Source organism: Ruegeria sp. HKCCA5763, from assembly GCF_013034545.1.
Taxonomy (GTDB): Bacteria; Pseudomonadota; Alphaproteobacteria; order Rhodobacterales; family Rhodobacteraceae; genus Ruegeria.
The window spans coordinates 1-14,217 of sequence record NZ_WQGF01000027.1 but is presented as its reverse complement, the minus strand read 5'-3'; the positions used below and the strand labels follow the sequence as shown (position 1 = coordinate 14,217).

Genomic DNA, 14,217 nt, shown 5'->3' with positions numbered 1-14,217 from the left:
CTCTGCAATCGCGCTCGCCGCACTCGTTATCTTTTGGCTATGAGTCCTGAGCCTATCAAACGTTTCAATTTTTGGCCTTTCCGAAGGTCGGAACTTTCATTCACTAATTGTGCACAAGCAACATCACTGAATACACTCTGGAACCCAGGCTTTCAGTGTATCTTACGCCGCTCACATCTCACGGGACATACACAGAACACGTAGCTTTACTCAAGCTATCGTATGTCCGTTGTCGGAGTTTAGGAAATGTTGGGGCGTTTTCGTAACGGAGGCTCTGCTTGGATTTCAGTTTCAGTTTGTACTTCAAGCGGCGTTTCTCTGCTTCTGGCCAATCCTTCGCCCTAAATAAACCTTGGCATGGCCGGTTTGCTTGACCTGGCAGGCTCTATCGGCAACAGGCGGAACAACTTTAGTCCCCGCTGATTGGTTGACTATGTTTCTAGGGATATGAGCAAAAAGGCGATCTGATCAGAACAGGCTTAAGCAATGCGAATCTCATAGTATACCGCCTCCATCTACCAATTGAGGCAATGCAAGACCCCGCTTGGTAGAAACCATAGCAAGATCAATGAGTTGGGAATGGTGGGTGATGAGAGACTCGAACTCCCGACATCTTCGGTGTAAACGAAGCGCTCTACCAACTGAGCTAATCACCCGTGACGCTGCATGTAGCCAAGCCTGCGGGCGGGTGCAAGAGGGTCTGAGTGATTTTCTTGAATTCTATTCTTTGGCCAACCCGTGTTGCCTTGCCCGTCTGGATATCTGAACACGGTTTAATCCCGTTCCGTCGCATATCCGGATATGTGCGGCGTGATGATGGTCATGTCCAATGGACGCCTTGACCCTTTTGGACTTTCTGCAACGCAGCGGCATCGATCTCGGTAATTTCTCAAATGCGCTTGCGCGGGGCCTGCGCCCTCCGATATTCCCGAAGGGACTGCAATTTTCCGGTCGGGAGTGTACATGACCTTAACCTTCACCCGCCGTTTCTGGATGGTGGCACTGGTCTTAGGTGTTTTGGCGTTGGCACCGGTCCGAGCCGGGGCCGAGGGTGTTTTGGTTTTTGCAGCGGCGAGTCTGAAGACAGCGCTGGATGAGATTGCTGCAAGCTATGAAACGGAAACGGGGCACCGTGTCACGGTCTCTTACGCGGCCTCGTCGGTGCTAGCGCGCCAAATTCAGCAGGGCGCGCCTGCCGACGTGTTCATCTCGGCGAATCCTGATTGGATGGACATATTGGAGCAGGACGATTTGATCCGGGCAAATTCGCGGGTGGATTTGCTGGGCAATGGGCTGGTTGTGATTGGTGCGACAGGCCGAGCAAGTTGGGGAGAGATCCAACCTGGTCACGACCTAAAGGCCGAATTGAACGGCGGATTTTTGGCGATGGCCTTGGTTGATGCCGTGCCAGCAGGTATCTACGGCAAAGCCGCGTTGCAAGGCCTGAACCAATGGGACGCATTACAGGACCATGTTGCGCAGACCGACAACGTGCGCGCTGCTTTGGCACTTGTGGCGGCAGGGGCTGCACCCTTGGGTATTGTGTATCGATCAGACGCACAGGTGGAAACGCGGGTCAGTGTTTTGGCGACCATTCCCGACGACCTGCATCCTGAGATAATATATCCTGCGGCCGTCACATCATCTGCACAGGGTGGAGCACAAGCCTTTTTGGACCATCTGCGCAGCGCTGCGGCGTTGTCCGTTTTTCAGGAGCAGGGGTTTTCCCTGCCGGGTGGGTGATCCACGTGGACTGGTTGGGCCCTGCCGAAATTGAAGCGTTAAAGCTGTCTTTGCGCGTGTCGTTCTGGGCGACGCTGGCGACGTTGCCGTTTGGGATTTTCGTAGCCTACGCGCTGGCCCGCTGGAGGTTTCCCGGCCGGCAGGTCCTAAATGGTCTGGTGCATTTGCCGTTAATCCTGCCACCTGTTGTTACGGGCTATCTGTTGTTGCTGACCTTTGGAGTTCAGGGACCTCTTGGGCGTGTTCTGGCAGAGTTCGGGATAGTTGTCGCGTTTCGCTGGACCGGGGCGGCGCTGGCTGCAGGGATCATGGCATTCCCCTTAATGGTCCGGGCCATACGGTTGTCGATCGAGGCTGTGGATCCAAAACTAGAGCAAGCCGGGGCCACGCTGGGGGCGTCGCGCCCGATGGTTTTTGTGACCGTGACTTTGCCGATGATCCTTCCTGGGGTCATAGCCGGGGCCATTCTAGCTTTTGCCAAGGCAATGGGCGAATTTGGTGCAACCATCACGTTTGTGTCTAACATTCCGGGCCAGACCCAAACGCTTCCGTCAGCAGTCTATGCATTCTTGCAGGTTCCGGGCGGCGAGTCGGCTGCAACGCGGTTGGTCCTTATCTCAATCGTTATCGCGATGAGCGCCCTTCTTTTGTCAGAATACGTAGGACGGCGCGCTGCCGCACGGGTGGCCGGATCATGAGTCTTTCCGTTCGGGTGCATCATCATTTGTCGGATCTGGATCTGGATGTCAGCTTTGACGCACCGCCCGGAGTGACTGTCTTGTTCGGGCGGTCCGGGTCGGGCAAGACGACCATCGTCAATGCGGTGGCCGGGCTGCTGCGACCTCAGGCAGGTCGCGTTGCGGTCGAGGATTGGGTTCTTTTCGACACGGGTCACGGGCAATGGCTGCCGCCACACCGGCGGCGGTTAGGGTATATCTTTCAGGAAGGGCGGCTATTCCCTCATCTGACCGTACGCCAAAATCTGGCCTACGGTCGCTGGTTTGCCCCCAAAAGGGCGCAGCGGGAAGACCCCGAAAAGGTCATCGAAATGCTGGGCATTGGCCACCTGCTGGATCGCCGACCAGCCGGGTTGTCAGGGGGCGAAAAACAACGCGTGGCCATTGGGCGTGCGCTGCTGGCGAGCCCGCGTCTGATCCTTGCAGATGAACCTCTGGCCGCGTTGGACGAGGCGCGGAAAGCAGAGATTCTGCCGTATTTCGAACGTCTCAGGGATGAGGTATCTGTTCCTATTCTCTATGTAACCCACTCGGCGGCCGAGGTCGCGCGTCTGGCGACCTCGGTTGTTGCACTTCAAGACGGAAAAGCCGTGCGCCATGGGCCCGCTTCCGAGGTTTTAGCCGATCCTTCGGTTGCCCCGGCCGGGGTTCGCGCAGTTGGGGCCGTTTTGGAAGTTCAGGTCGTGCAGCATCACACTGACGGGCTGACAGAGTTGAATGCCAACGGCGCAAGATTGTTCCTGCCACGCATTGCGCATGACGTAGGGGCGCAATTGCGCATCCGCATCCCGGCGCAAGAGGTGATCTTGTCAAACCAAAAGCCCGAGGGATTGTCTGCACTGAACGTGCTCAGCGGTACGGTGGCCTCGATCCGATCGGGCGAGGGGCCTGGCGCAATTGTGTCCGTCACGACCCCTGCAGGTAGTGTTCTGGCGCGCGTCACACGTCGATCAGTGGCGGCATTAAACTTGCAGGTGGGCAGCCCATGTCACGCGATTATTAAGACGGTTGCCCTGGCTCCTCAGGATGTCGGCGGGCGTATCGCGCCGGGCCTGTAATCTCAGGTAAGCGCGCGCGCCTCATGTTCGCGCAGTATCAAACGCGCGGCGCGGCCAAACCCGGTGTGACCCGAAGCTGGCCGGTCTGGAAAGATTGCAGCCAGTTCCCGAAGCGCGTCGGAAGACAGCGTGTAAAGCGCTTCTTCCCCCAGAAACAGGCTTTCAGCTTGCAGCCCTTCTGCATTCAGAATTTCATGACGATCCAACAATATATGCAGGTACTCAATCGCCTCTACCGAGGTATCCACATAAATACCCGGCCAGTCGCATAGATGCTTTGCAGCCACCAGCGCCTCGGCGGCACCGAACAGCAGTTCCACTTTCGGGCCCTTCACCAGAATGCGGTGCTGTTGCGAAACCAGAAGATCCCGACGGGGTGAGTTCGACCCCAGACTTCCTGCTGAAATGCGCACAGGCCGCATCGCAGGCTCGGCGCATAATCGTTCGCGAGGTATCACACTGCTTTCGATCCAGCGAATGGGTTGCAGCCCGTGATCCGCGGTAGCAACCTTGTGACCTACGTCCAGCGTTTCGACGACCTTTGGACCGTCTTCGGTCTCGATCAAAGTCCCGGCTGCAAAGCACACACCTTCGATCCTGATCGTGACTGCAACCGGGTCCGGGTTGTTGGAAAACGGCAGGGTAAAGGGCCCCACTTGTGTGGTGCCAGTAACGCTGATGAAGAAGGTATCGAAAACGACTTCGCCGTTGTCCAAGCTGTCAAAAAAGGTCGGGTCGACCGCATAGGTCCACTCGCCAGTGTTTGGATCAATCGAGGCAGTACCGTTGGCGGGGGGTGTTGCAATCGTCCAGGTCTGGGTCGTTGGTGTGAATGTGCCATTGTCCAGCGTCGGCTGTCCCATCGCCACATTCGGCGGGGATCCGGTCACGTTTCCGGTCAATTCGCCTGTGATTGTTACCGAGACCACTTAACCTTCGCCTTGCTGCAACACCTGTTCAAATTCTCGTTTCCGATACAGGCGCATATGGACCTCGCCCGCCTGATCCCGCGTCCATTCGACGATCCGGTTGCGTGTCATGTCGCTGTCCATCCGGTTTGTTCGCACACGTGGATGTGGGATCTCTTGTTTAAGGATATCAACAATCTGGCTTGTTTGTCCAAACGGGGCCACCAGATCGACGATCCAGAAGGAAGGACCACTGGTAAAATCGGTATCCTTCAGTGGTTTTTCCTGTACCGCATAGCGGTACTCGGCCTCGGGGCTGAGCCCGGCAAAGGTAACAAAGCCACGGGGAAAACCGTCTTGCCGGAAGATATGGTACTGGCTCAGGCGAAATGGAGTTTCGAATGCATAGAGAACCTGTGCCAGATTGCGTTTTTGATGAGTCTTCGTCAGCCCGGCAAGATAGAACATCGCGCCCAGATCGGCATATTTCTCGGGCGGAAAATCAAACCAGTCTTTGGGGAAGCTCTTGCTCAACGGGACAGGCCAACTTTGCAATGTGAACCAAAACCTTAATCACAGTGTACCCTTTTCCAGCGATATGGGTAGAAGAATTTCTTAACCGCGCCCACGCCGTCCTCATCTCGAGGGTGCAGCGCTTTACTCGGGCGCTGACCTGGCTATGTTAATGAGAAGGGAGCATTTTTACGGGATGCTGGATTATGCGTTTTCTTAAGGTTTTTGCCTCAACTGCTCTGGTGTTGGCACCTGCAATTGCCGAGGCTGTCGGTTTTGGCCTGTATGTCCGCCCTCAATTTCGCACAGAGATCACGGCGCTGCCGGATGGGGTTTATGAGGTCAAGGCTGTAGGCTCGTCAGCGCCCGTGAATTACTGGTGCGGTATCGGCGACTATGCGATCCGAACTTTGGGCGTGCCGAACAATCAACGGATCTATATTTATCGTGCTTATGAACCCGGTGTCCGGACAGTTCAGTTTTCTCTGACACCGCCACCCGGCGCGGATACCAAGCCGGGATACTCAATAACGGTTCGAAAGGTCGGTGCCAACATGTCGGCATCGTCGGCACAGAACTACTGTTACGACAACTTCATCATGGACACGTTCTGAGCGTCAGACCCATTTCGCCATCGGCGGCAGGCTCATCAGAACCGCATCCGGGTCATGCCCGGTTTCCAGCCCAAATTTTGTGCCGCGGTCGTAGACCAGGTTGTATTCCGCATACAGACCGCGATGCACGAGTTGGGTGTTCTTGTCCGCGTCTGTGAAACCCTGCAAGCGACGCTTTTCAACCAATGGCAAGAAGGCGGGCAGGAATGCACGACCGATATCCTGGGTCAGGGCAAAATCGGCCTGCCATTCCCCGGTGCAGTAGTCATCCATGAAAATCCCACCCACGCCTCGTGCACGCTTGCGATGAGGAATATAGAAATACTCGTCCGCCCAGTCTTTCAGGCGCGGATAGTGTGCGACGCCGTGCGGGTCCAGATGAGCTTTTTGGGTGGAGTGGAAATGGCGTGTGTCTTCGTCATATTCGATACAGGGGTTCAGGTCCGAGCCCCCACCAAACCACCAGGCGTGCGGCGTCCAGAACATGCGTGTGTTCATGTGCACCGCAGGGACATGGGGATTTTGCATATGGGCCACGAGACTGATCCCCGAAGCCCAGAAGCGGGGATCCTCGGTCATGCCGGGGATACCTTTGCGCGCCGCCATCGCGTGCTGTGCGCGTTCACCCAATGTGCCGAAGACGGTCGAGACATTGACGCCAACTTTCTCGAACACGCGACCGCCATGCATCACAGACATCAGCCCGCCACCTGCATCCGAACCATCCTCAGATTGGCGCTCGGTTTCTTTGACCTCGAACCGACCGGGTTTTGCATCGGAAAACGGTCCAGTGTCGTGGCTGTCTTCAAGGGCTTCGAACGCAGAGACAATATCGTCGCGCAGTTGTCGGAACCAGGCGGAGGCAGTGGATTTTTCTGTATCGAACATGTGTCTTAGTGGGCTGGGGCAGCTACGGGGTCAAGCAATGTACGCCCGCCGTCGATTGTCAGGATCTGACCTGTGATGAAACCGGCTGCGTCGGACGCCAGAAACTGCGCGGTTTCGGTCAGCTCTGTCGCCGAAGCGATACGGGCCAGCGGCGTGTGCTTTTCAATATCGTCCCGGAAGTCCCGGTTTTCCTTGAGTGTCGATTGTAACGAAGCGCTCATGACCGAGCCCAGTGCGATCGAATTGACCCGAATACGGTTCGGAGCAAGCGCGACTGCAAGGGATCGGGTCATCTGATCCAGCGCCGCGGTCGACACGGAATAGGCCATCAGGTCGGGATGCGTCCGGCGGGCTGCGATAGAAGACAAGTTGATGATCGACCCGGCGGGGTTTTCTTCATCCCCGTCCGCCTGTTTGATCATGCGCTTGGAAACCAATTGGCTTAGCCGCAGGGCGGGCATCAGGTTCTGGTTCAGCAGAGTACGCACCGAGTCGTCATCTGGGTCCAGAGGATCAGATGGGATCACCTGCCGCGCGCCGTTGATCAGAATATCCACCTGATCAAAAGCGTCCAGTGTGGCAGAAAGCAGGTTTGCTATGGTCAGCTTTTCGCGCAAATCGCCCGCGAAATAGCGGATATTGCCGTCCTCGGCCTGACCGCCTAACTCATCGATCAGACGCTTTTCGTCCATGTCGGCGAACATGACATTTGCCCCTGCATCAGCGAAATGGCGTCCAATAGCCAGACCGATGCCGTTGGCACCGCCCGTTACGATTGCTGTCTTGCCAGCGATGGAAAAGGACATCCGAATCCTCCTGAATTGGGGGCAGGTTAGCGAGCCTTAGCGCCGAGGGCGAGAGGCCTGAAGCACCTTGAACCGGTTGTCTCCGGCAATTTCAGTGACCTGAGCGAAATGTTCGTTCAGCGTGGTTTCGTAGGGAAGGTGGCGATTGGCGACCATCCACAGAGTTCCGTTGCGGGTCAGATTGCGTGCGGCAGCGACGATAAATCCCTGACCCAGCGCGGGGTCCGCGCTGCGCGAGGTGTGAAACGGGGGGTTCATGACGACGGTGTCGATGGGCTCGGGTGCGGTCCATTTGACTGCATCTGCCCAATAGAACTGTGCTCTTGAATCCAAGATGTTTCTGCGCGCGCAGGTCAGAGCGGCATGATCTGCCTCGACCAGGTGCAATGACTTGACGTCGTCACGTTTGAGGATCTCTGCTGACAAATATCCCCAACCTGCACCAAGGTCGGCGACGCGTGCGCCAAGTTTGGCAGGCAAGACATTTGACAACATGGCCGAAGCCGGATCGACTCCATCTGCCGAAAACACGCCTGGCGCGGTTTGAAAATCACCGACCTTCTGTGTGGCGGGCGCGGCCCAATCCTCAAAAGCAGCTGCGTTGGCCTGAAACCAGAAAATTTTGCCGTGTGCTTTGGACAGGGGGCCTTCGACAGCAATCCGCTTGCGCACATCTTTCAATATGCTGTCCACCCCATCGGTCTTGGCCCCATCGACCACGACAACCCCAGCAGCCCGTGAACACGCCCGCTGGATCATCGCGCGCGCCAGCGCCTTGGCACGTGGCAAAAACACGATGGCATCCTGACAGGGGTTTTTTGCTTCGGGCACTGTGTCAAAACCTTGCGCGGCAAAACAGTCGTGAAAGGGTTTGAACGGTTGCACCACCTGCGCACCGGGGGGAAGCGTCGAAAGGTCATGCTCTGGCACCGGGCAAATCACCGTCAAAGGCTGCGACAGCGACAGGCCGTTTTGCAAAGCAAGTTCCAGACGTGGGGACATGGGCAATTCCGGCAAAAAAAAGAGAAGGGTGCGTCAGGCGAGATGCCTTATTCTTCGCGTTCCATGGTGCATTGCAGCGGGTGTTGGTGCCTGCGGGCAAAGTCCATCACCTGGCCAACTTTGGTCTCAGCAATCTCGTGGCTGAAGACGCCGACAACGGCCACGCCCTTTTTGTGAACGGTCAGCATGATTTCAAACGCCTGAGCGTGGGTCATACCAAAGAAACGCTCTAGCACGTGCACGACAAACTCCATTGGCGTGTAATCGTCGTTCAGCAACAGCACCTTATACAAGGGCGGACGCTTGGTTTTTGGGCGCGTCTGAAGCAGGACAGACGCGTCACCGTCGTCGTCCGGGGTCTCAGACATCATCCAGGTCTTTTCCAGCATCGTGTGCAACCGTCCGATTCAGGCTTGGGGTTTATCTTGGCGCTTATATAACGTGGGGATAGCCGGTGAAAAGAGCAAGCGAACGTAAATCAGATGACGAAGAAACTGACCACAATCGGGTTTGATGCGGATGATACCCTTTGGCACAACGAACGGTTTTTTCAGCTGACACAGGCCCATTTTGCCGAATTGCTGGCTGATCACACCGACCGCGATCACCTGATGGAGCGTCTTCTGGCCGCCGAAAAACGCAACATCAGGCATTATGGATATGGGATAAAGGGGTTTGTTCTGTCGATGATCGAAACCGCCATCGAGGTGACAGAAGACCGTGTTCCGGCCTCGGTCATTCGGCAATTGATCGAAGCCGGGCAAGAGATGCTGGCGCATCCGATCGAGCTGCTGCCTCATGCGCGCGAAGCGGTCGAGAACGTGACTGACGCTTATCGCGTCATTCTCATCACCAAGGGCGATCTAATCGATCAGGAACGGAAATTGGCCCAGTCAGGGCTGGGCGATTTGTTCGACGGGGTCGAGATCGTCTCGGAAAAGACTTCGGATACCTATCGGACGATTTTTGAATCCCACGGGGATGGTCCGGCGTCTGCAATGATGGTTGGCAATTCCATGCGCTCGGATGTGGTGGCTCCGATTCAGGCCGGATGCTGGGGCGTTTACGTGCCCCACGGTCTGGTGTGGGAGGTTGAGTACGCCGAAGCCCCGGTTGAAAGCCCCCGATTCCGCGAGCTGCGCGATTTGGGTGATCTGGCTGATCTGGTGAGCAGCCTGAGGTAATGTTGCCTATTGGCCGCAGTTCTGCAAATTTCGAGCCGCGCGGCGGCAAAGCATTGCCACAATCGCGCATCTGGTGGGCCAGGGCTGGAACGTCATCAACATATAGCCTTGTGCGGGCGCATGACGAAACCGCGAAATGCGCAGCTTTCAGTTTATTTCATGGCCCCTCTGTGTTAGCTTAGTCGGTATCAAAATAATTTTGCTGACCGGGAAAACCCGGCGGCGCGAGGCAGACAGAGGCAAAGATCGTGCAGATTCGGCGGACAGTTCCGGCCCGAACGGGCTTATTCCTTATAGCGATGCTATGTGTGCTGGCGTTTGCGCCACTCAAATCCATCGCGGCACCTTATGCGGCAATGGTAATTGACGCTCGTACCGGAGAGGTTTTGCATTCGCGCAATGCTGACACGCGGTTGCATCCGGCATCGCTGACCAAGATGATGACGCTGTACATCGCGTTTGAAGCGGTGCGAAATGGCGAGATTACACTGGATACGCCTGTACGGATCACCAAGAAGGCTGCGGCCGAGCCGCCTTCCAAGTTGGGTCTACGAACGGGGCAGACGATTGCTTTCCGGTATCTGATCCGCGCGGCAGCGGTGAAATCAGCCAATGACGCGGCAACCGCTATCGGCATCGCCATCAGCGGGTCCGAAGCCGCGTTTGCGCGCCGTATGACACGCACTGCCAAGGCCATGGGCATGAGCCGTACGACTTTCAAGAACGCGCATGGTCTGACCGAGTCGGGGCATTTGTCCACCGCGCGCGACATGACCACGCTGGGACGGCATCTGCTGTACGATTATCCGCAGTATTATAACCTGTTCTCGCGTCAATCGACACATGCAGGGATCAAGACTGTACCGAATACCAACCGTCGCCTGTTGGCCGCGTACAAAGGGGCAGATGGAATCAAAACCGGGTATACACGCGCTGCGGGGTTCAACCTGGTGGCGTCGGCCAAGCGCAAAAATGAACGGATCATCGCAACCGTCTTTGGCGGAAAGTCGGGCGCATCGCGCAATGCCAAAGTTGCCGAGCTGTTGGATTTGGGTTTCCGCCGCGCCCCATCGCGAGCGCCTATCCGCAAGCCGGCGCGCCCGGCTTATGCTGGAAATGCCGGACTGGGCGTACAGGTCGCGGGTGTAAGCGGACCGCCCAAAACAAGTCTGCGCCCAGTTGTACGTCCAAGCGCGACAACGCAGGTTGCAAGTGCCGTTGCGGCGACTGCGGATCAGAACCGCGACCGGATCACAAATGGCATTGCGGCTGCCATCGCCCAAGCGGATATCGCACCGACCAATACGTCTGAACAAACACCGGGCACCCGCCCGACACAGCGCCCGACCGGTCTGGTACTGGCGTCGACCGAAACGGCCAAACAGCCCGAGCCCGAGCAGGAGGTGGTCACCCGACTTTCTTCGTCTGGCGGGCATCTGTGGGGCGTCAATGTGGGGCGTTACACCACACGATATGAGGCCGAGAAGGTGCTGCTGAAAACCGCTTTGTCAGAAATGACGACGCTAGAGGGCACGCTGCGCAAGGTGAACCAAAGCTCGCGCGGCTTCGATGCAACTTTTCAAGGCATGACCCGCGAGCAGGCCGATCTGGCGTGCCGCCGGTTACAGGCCCGCAATGTGACCTGTTTCATGATCGGACCATCATAAGGTTCGGCAAAATACTCTCCTGTTGGGTCTGGGCTGTGGTTTTCCACAGCCCTTTTTTCATGACAGCGCAGTATTAAAGGCGTGTAGGGTTATCGGACGAACTTCGTCACCTCGACGCCGCCGCCGATCAGGCTTTCCCTCACGGAACGGGCGATCTGAACCGCAGTTGGTCCGTCCCCATGCAGACAAATCGTGTCGATGGAGGTCTCTAGCCTCTTACCGCTTTCAGTGATGATAGCGCCTTCGCGGACCATGTTCAGAATGCGTGGACCAGCCACATCAGCGTCGTGGATCACGGCACCGGGCAGGCTGCGGTCCACCAAGGTGCCATCGTCGTTGTAGGCGCGGTCGGCAAAGATCTCGCCCACCCATTTACACCCAAGCTCGCGCACGGCATCTTCCTGTTTTGTCACAGCAAGCACCATGACAATAATGTCGGGGTCCACATCCAAAGCGCCCTGATAGCAGGCCCGCGCCATATCAATATCGACCGAGCACATATTGGCCAGCGCGCCGTGCAGCTTGAGGTGCCGAACTTTGGTGCCGACCGCCTTGGCCATGCCCATTGCTGCGCCCAACTGATACCGCACCAAATTGCGCAACGCATTATGGGGCACTTTCATGTTCCTACGGCCAAAGCCCTGCAGATCGGGAAAGCCGGGATGCGCACCTATGCCCACATTGTTGTCGGTCGCAAGTTGCATTGTCGCCGCCATCACATCCGGGTCGCCTGCATGAAAACCACAGGCGATGTTGGCGGAGGTGATGATTTTCAACAGGCTTTCGTCATCGCCCATCTTCCAGGGGCCAAAACTCTCCCCCATATCGGCATTCAGATCGACGCTGGGCATCGGCAATTCTCCTTAGTCGGTGGCAGAGATCACTCCGCCGATCAATTGGTAGGACAACAGGTCCTGAATGTCGTGCGGGTCACGGATCAGAGGTTCGACCCGTGAGGGCAGGCGCGCAAGTTCTGACAGGAAGGCAGTGTGCAACGCGCTTGCCTCGTCCATGCTGACAAATCTGAAAAGGATTTTACCACCGGCAGGCGTTTGTGCAGCGCGCGGCATATCGCAGGGCAAAACGGTTGCAATACGAGGATAACCCCCGGTGGTCTGGCACTCCGGCAACAGGATGAACGGATCCCCTGTGCCGGTCATTTGAATATCGCCGGGGGTGATCACCTCGGACAAAATGTTCAGCTGACCGGATGCCGCAAACCCGTCTCCGTCGCTATCCACTTGCATCCCCATCCGGTTGGCGCGCGTTCCGCGCCGGAAAGTGGTCGCGGCAAAGCGATCCAATGTCGAGCGATCAAACAGTGTGGTCTGAAAGCTTGCCACCACACGCAGTTCTCCGCCCGCGAACCGTTCATCAGGCGTTAGTTTCAACCCGGTCTGGCCTGCATCTGGTCCGCATGTCAGCCTGTCGCCTTGTTCTAACGCACGACCGATCCGCGCCGTCAAATGTGCCGAGCGCGAACCCAGAAAAACATCGGACTCTATTCCGCCGCCCAGATGAAGATAGCCATAGTTACCCTGTACAGCTGCCCCAATGTTCATTCGTTGCCCGGCAGTCAATTGATGTGACGCATTCCAGGTCACTGGGCTGCCGTCGATGCTGGTTTGCATCCGCGCACCGGTTAGTGCAATGCGCACGTCTTGCGTGACCTCAAACTCACCGCCCATTCCGGCCATTTCGAGCGCTGCGAGGTTCGGGCTCTGCCCCAGTAAAGCAGCCCCTTCATGCAAGGCCAATATATCGGCGGCACCAGAACGCGACAAACCCTGGTCCAGATACCCGGTACGCCCCTGATCCTGGATTGTACATGAAGGGCCGATCCGATGGACGATCAGACTCATGGTGCGATCTCCTCACAGATGGCACCACCGGTACCGTCTGTATTGGTGGCGCGGATATGCTCCAACTTTTCACGGGATACTGGCGTGAACAGCAATTCGTCACCGGGGCTCAACGGGAATGTATCGGACCTCTCCGGGCGAAAGCATCTAAAGGCGGTTTGTCCGACATGCCGCCATCCGGTTGGTGTTGGGCCGGAAAACAAGACGAATTGCGAGATCGCCAGAACCAACGCGCCCTCTGGCACCATCGGGGTCAGGTTTTGCAGTCGGGGAATATTGAACTCGGGCCCCAGTGGCCCAAGGTAGGGCTGTCCGGGCGCAAACCCTATGGTCAAAACCCTCACCCGCGACTGTCCAAGGCGTCGTATTGCCTCTTCCGGCGTTAAGCCAGCGGCAGCGGCAGCGTCGTCCAGCTGTGGCGCCAGATCGGTTCCGTAGACTGTTGGAACGCGCCACAGCTTGCGACCTGTTGGAAGGGGTGTGTTGTACCAGTCCTTTTGGTCCAGAAGATACTGGAGTCTTTCAAGCATTTGCTGATGAGAAATGAGCTGTGTGTCGAAACGCACAAAGGTCGAGCCCAAAGACGCCGAAGACTCTGTGACTTCATCCCATTGCAGACCGTCTACTTCGGACCGGAATGCCAGCGCTGCACAATTTGCCTTCTCTGACATGATATCCGCAAATGTGACGAGCGCTCCGTCAAACCCAACGGTTCTGACCAAAGGAAACTGAACGTGACGGGCCATACTGATCCTGCGTGTGACAACAAAGTACGGGAACCAGACCCCATCCAAAGGAGATGTGCAAGACAGGTCTTGAGGGGTTTGGCGGTAGACGAACGAGGTTTGGGTAAGGTCAAAAGATCAGGGTTAGTTTGGCTGTTCTTCGATTCTCACTCGTCAGTTGGCTCGGGATTTGGTGAAATCCTCGAGTCGGATCGTGGGCTCGAGTCGCTCCGACTTGTGCCTGCGCTCTGTTGGCGCTCTAGATGTAGTGGCGGTGTGGTTTGGCCGAGACTTTCGAAGAAAGGGTTTGTTAACGTGTATAGCTTTTCAGCTCTGATTTAGCGGTATGTTGATTGCTTTAAGTATTTGAATTTAAATAATTTTAAGGCGTGACTCAAAAAACTTTTGATTTTTTGTTTTTTTGGGTTGCGGGTTTTGGGAGTAAACCTTAGAACCCCCTTCACCGGCGCTGCTGAGGCGCTGGGACGCTGCGGAAGCGGCGGTGACACA

15 protein-coding genes and 1 tRNA gene are annotated in these 14,217 nt (G+C 56.7%); 6 read left to right on the top strand and 10 right to left on the bottom strand.

Features of this window, described 5'->3' with window-relative positions:
* Positions 1 to 580 precede the first annotated feature (580 nt).
* A tRNA-Val gene (locus tag GOV89_RS22445) sits at positions 581 to 656 on the bottom strand.
* A 307-nt stretch (positions 657 to 963) separates the two neighbouring features.
* Here GOV89_RS22445 and modA point away from each other — a divergent pair.
* Genes modA through modC form a run of 3 tightly spaced genes read left to right on the top strand, consistent with a single transcriptional unit; the run spans position 964 to position 3,538 of the window.
* Positions 964 to 1,743 (top strand): molybdate ABC transporter substrate-binding protein, encoded by a 780-nt coding sequence (gene modA, locus GOV89_RS22440; RefSeq protein ID WP_245223345.1) that lies wholly within the window; start codon positions 964 to 966, stop codon positions 1,741 to 1,743.
* A gap of 5 nt (positions 1,744 to 1,748) precedes the next feature.
* Positions 1,749 to 2,441, top strand: a complete 693-nt coding sequence (gene modB / locus GOV89_RS22435) for a molybdate ABC transporter permease subunit (protein ID WP_171179394.1) — start codon at positions 1,749 to 1,751, stop codon at positions 2,439 to 2,441.
* Positions 2,438 to 3,538 (top strand): molybdenum ABC transporter ATP-binding protein, encoded by a 1,101-nt coding sequence (gene modC, locus GOV89_RS22430; RefSeq protein WP_171239132.1) that lies wholly within the window; start codon positions 2,438 to 2,440, stop codon positions 3,536 to 3,538. The genes modB and modC overlap by 4 nt, the downstream gene beginning before the upstream one ends.
* Before the next feature lie 2 nt (positions 3,539 to 3,540).
* Here the strand turns inward: modC and GOV89_RS22425 are convergent, their stop codons facing one another.
* Both GOV89_RS22425 and GOV89_RS22420 read right to left on the bottom strand, forming a co-directional pair.
* Positions 3,541 to 4,467 carry a Hint domain-containing protein gene (locus tag GOV89_RS22425; protein WP_371810658.1) on the bottom strand — a complete coding sequence of 309 codons (927 nt, stop codon included), beginning with the start codon at positions 4,465 to 4,467 and terminating at the stop codon, positions 3,541 to 3,543.
* The gene (locus GOV89_RS22420) at positions 4,468 to 4,980 is read right to left on the bottom strand and encodes a toxin-activating lysine-acyltransferase (protein WP_171239131.1); all 513 of its coding nucleotides are present in this window, start codon (positions 4,978 to 4,980) and stop codon (positions 4,468 to 4,470) included. It lies immediately after the preceding gene.
* A gap of 185 nt (positions 4,981 to 5,165) precedes the next feature.
* Here GOV89_RS22420 and GOV89_RS22415 point away from each other — a divergent pair, with 185 nt between their 5' ends.
* Positions 5,166 to 5,573, top strand: a complete 408-nt coding sequence (locus tag GOV89_RS22415; protein ID WP_171179399.1) for a hypothetical protein — start codon at positions 5,166 to 5,168, stop codon at positions 5,571 to 5,573.
* Positions 5,574 to 5,576: 3 nt separating this feature from the next.
* On the opposite strand, the gene hemF is transcribed toward GOV89_RS22415, so the two are convergent.
* From hemF to clpS, 4 genes are read right to left on the bottom strand one after another with little or no spacing between them, the layout of a single operon-like run.
* Positions 5,577 to 6,461 carry an oxygen-dependent coproporphyrinogen oxidase gene (gene hemF / locus GOV89_RS22410; protein ID WP_171179401.1) on the bottom strand — a complete coding sequence of 295 codons (885 nt, stop codon included), beginning with the start codon at positions 6,459 to 6,461 and terminating at the stop codon, positions 5,577 to 5,579.
* 5 nt (positions 6,462 to 6,466) lie between these two features.
* Positions 6,467 to 7,267 (bottom strand): SDR family NAD(P)-dependent oxidoreductase, encoded by an 801-nt coding sequence (locus GOV89_RS22405; RefSeq protein WP_171234850.1) that lies wholly within the window; start codon positions 7,265 to 7,267, stop codon positions 6,467 to 6,469.
* 36 nt (positions 7,268 to 7,303) lie between these two features.
* Positions 7,304 to 8,269 (bottom strand): class I SAM-dependent methyltransferase, encoded by a 966-nt coding sequence (locus tag GOV89_RS22400; protein WP_171239130.1) that lies wholly within the window; start codon positions 8,267 to 8,269, stop codon positions 7,304 to 7,306.
* 47 nt (positions 8,270 to 8,316) lie between these two features.
* On the bottom strand, positions 8,317 to 8,658 hold the full coding sequence (clpS, locus tag GOV89_RS22395; protein WP_171179408.1) for an ATP-dependent Clp protease adapter ClpS: 342 nt from the start codon (positions 8,656 to 8,658) through the stop codon (positions 8,317 to 8,319).
* A gap of 93 nt (positions 8,659 to 8,751) precedes the next feature.
* On the opposite strand from clpS, the gene GOV89_RS22390 reads away from it, so the two are divergent.
* Together GOV89_RS22390 and GOV89_RS22385 are read left to right on the top strand one after the other, a co-directional pair.
* Positions 8,752 to 9,453, top strand: a complete 702-nt coding sequence (locus GOV89_RS22390) for an HAD family hydrolase (protein ID WP_171179410.1) — start codon at positions 8,752 to 8,754, stop codon at positions 9,451 to 9,453.
* 299 nt (positions 9,454 to 9,752) lie between these two features.
* Positions 9,753 to 11,120, top strand: coding sequence for a D-alanyl-D-alanine carboxypeptidase family protein (locus GOV89_RS22385; RefSeq protein ID WP_171179459.1), 1,368 nt, complete (start codon positions 9,753 to 9,755; stop codon positions 11,118 to 11,120).
* Positions 11,121 to 11,209: 89 nt separating this feature from the next.
* Here the strand turns inward: GOV89_RS22385 and GOV89_RS22380 are convergent, their stop codons facing one another.
* Genes GOV89_RS22380 through GOV89_RS22370 form a run of 3 tightly spaced genes read right to left on the bottom strand, consistent with a single transcriptional unit; the run spans position 11,210 to position 13,728 of the window.
* Complete coding sequence (locus GOV89_RS22380) at positions 11,210 to 11,971, bottom strand: LamB/YcsF family protein (RefSeq protein ID WP_171179412.1); 762 nt, start codon at positions 11,969 to 11,971, stop codon at positions 11,210 to 11,212.
* Positions 11,972 to 11,983: 12 nt separating this feature from the next.
* Positions 11,984 to 12,982: a biotin-dependent carboxyltransferase family protein gene (locus GOV89_RS22375; protein WP_171179414.1), complete on the bottom strand. Its 999-nt coding sequence runs from the start codon at positions 12,980 to 12,982 to the stop codon at positions 11,984 to 11,986.
* Positions 12,979 to 13,728 (bottom strand): allophanate hydrolase subunit 1, encoded by a 750-nt coding sequence (locus tag GOV89_RS22370; protein WP_171179416.1) that lies wholly within the window; start codon positions 13,726 to 13,728, stop codon positions 12,979 to 12,981. The genes GOV89_RS22375 and GOV89_RS22370 overlap by 4 nt, the downstream gene beginning before the upstream one ends.
* Positions 13,729 to 14,217 lie beyond the last annotated feature (489 nt).

Bases quoted from the DNA above. Each gene is read 5' to 3' on its own strand.
- GOV89_RS22415 (WP_171179399.1), top strand. From the start codon at position 5,166: ATGCGTTTTCTTAAGGTTTTTGCCTCAACTGCTCTGGTGTTGGCACCT.
- GOV89_RS22405 (WP_171234850.1), bottom strand. From the start codon at position 7,267: ATGTCCTTTTCCATCGCTGGCAAGACAGCAATCGTAACGGGCGGTGCC.
- GOV89_RS22370 (WP_171179416.1), bottom strand. From the start codon at position 13,728: ATGGCCCGTCACGTTCAGTTTCCTTTGGTCAGAACCGTTGGGTTTGAC.
- GOV89_RS22385 (WP_171179459.1), top strand. From the start codon at position 9,753: ATGCTATGTGTGCTGGCGTTTGCGCCACTCAAATCCATCGCGGCACCT.
- GOV89_RS22380 (WP_171179412.1), bottom strand. From the start codon at position 11,971: ATGCCCAGCGTCGATCTGAATGCCGATATGGGGGAGAGTTTTGGCCCC.
- hemF (WP_171179401.1), bottom strand. From the start codon at position 6,461: ATGTTCGATACAGAAAAATCCACTGCCTCCGCCTGGTTCCGACAACTG.
- GOV89_RS22375 (WP_171179414.1), bottom strand. From the start codon at position 12,982: ATGAGTCTGATCGTCCATCGGATCGGCCCTTCATGTACAATCCAGGAT.
- GOV89_RS22400 (WP_171239130.1), bottom strand. From the start codon at position 8,269: ATGTCCCCACGTCTGGAACTTGCTTTGCAAAACGGCCTGTCGCTGTCG.
- modC (WP_171239132.1), top strand. From the start codon at position 2,438: ATGAGTCTTTCCGTTCGGGTGCATCATCATTTGTCGGATCTGGATCTG.
- GOV89_RS22390 (WP_171179410.1), top strand. From the start codon at position 8,752: ATGACGAAGAAACTGACCACAATCGGGTTTGATGCGGATGATACCCTT.
- modA (WP_245223345.1), top strand. From the start codon at position 964: ATGACCTTAACCTTCACCCGCCGTTTCTGGATGGTGGCACTGGTCTTA.
- clpS (WP_171179408.1), bottom strand. From the start codon at position 8,658: ATGCTGGAAAAGACCTGGATGATGTCTGAGACCCCGGACGACGACGGT.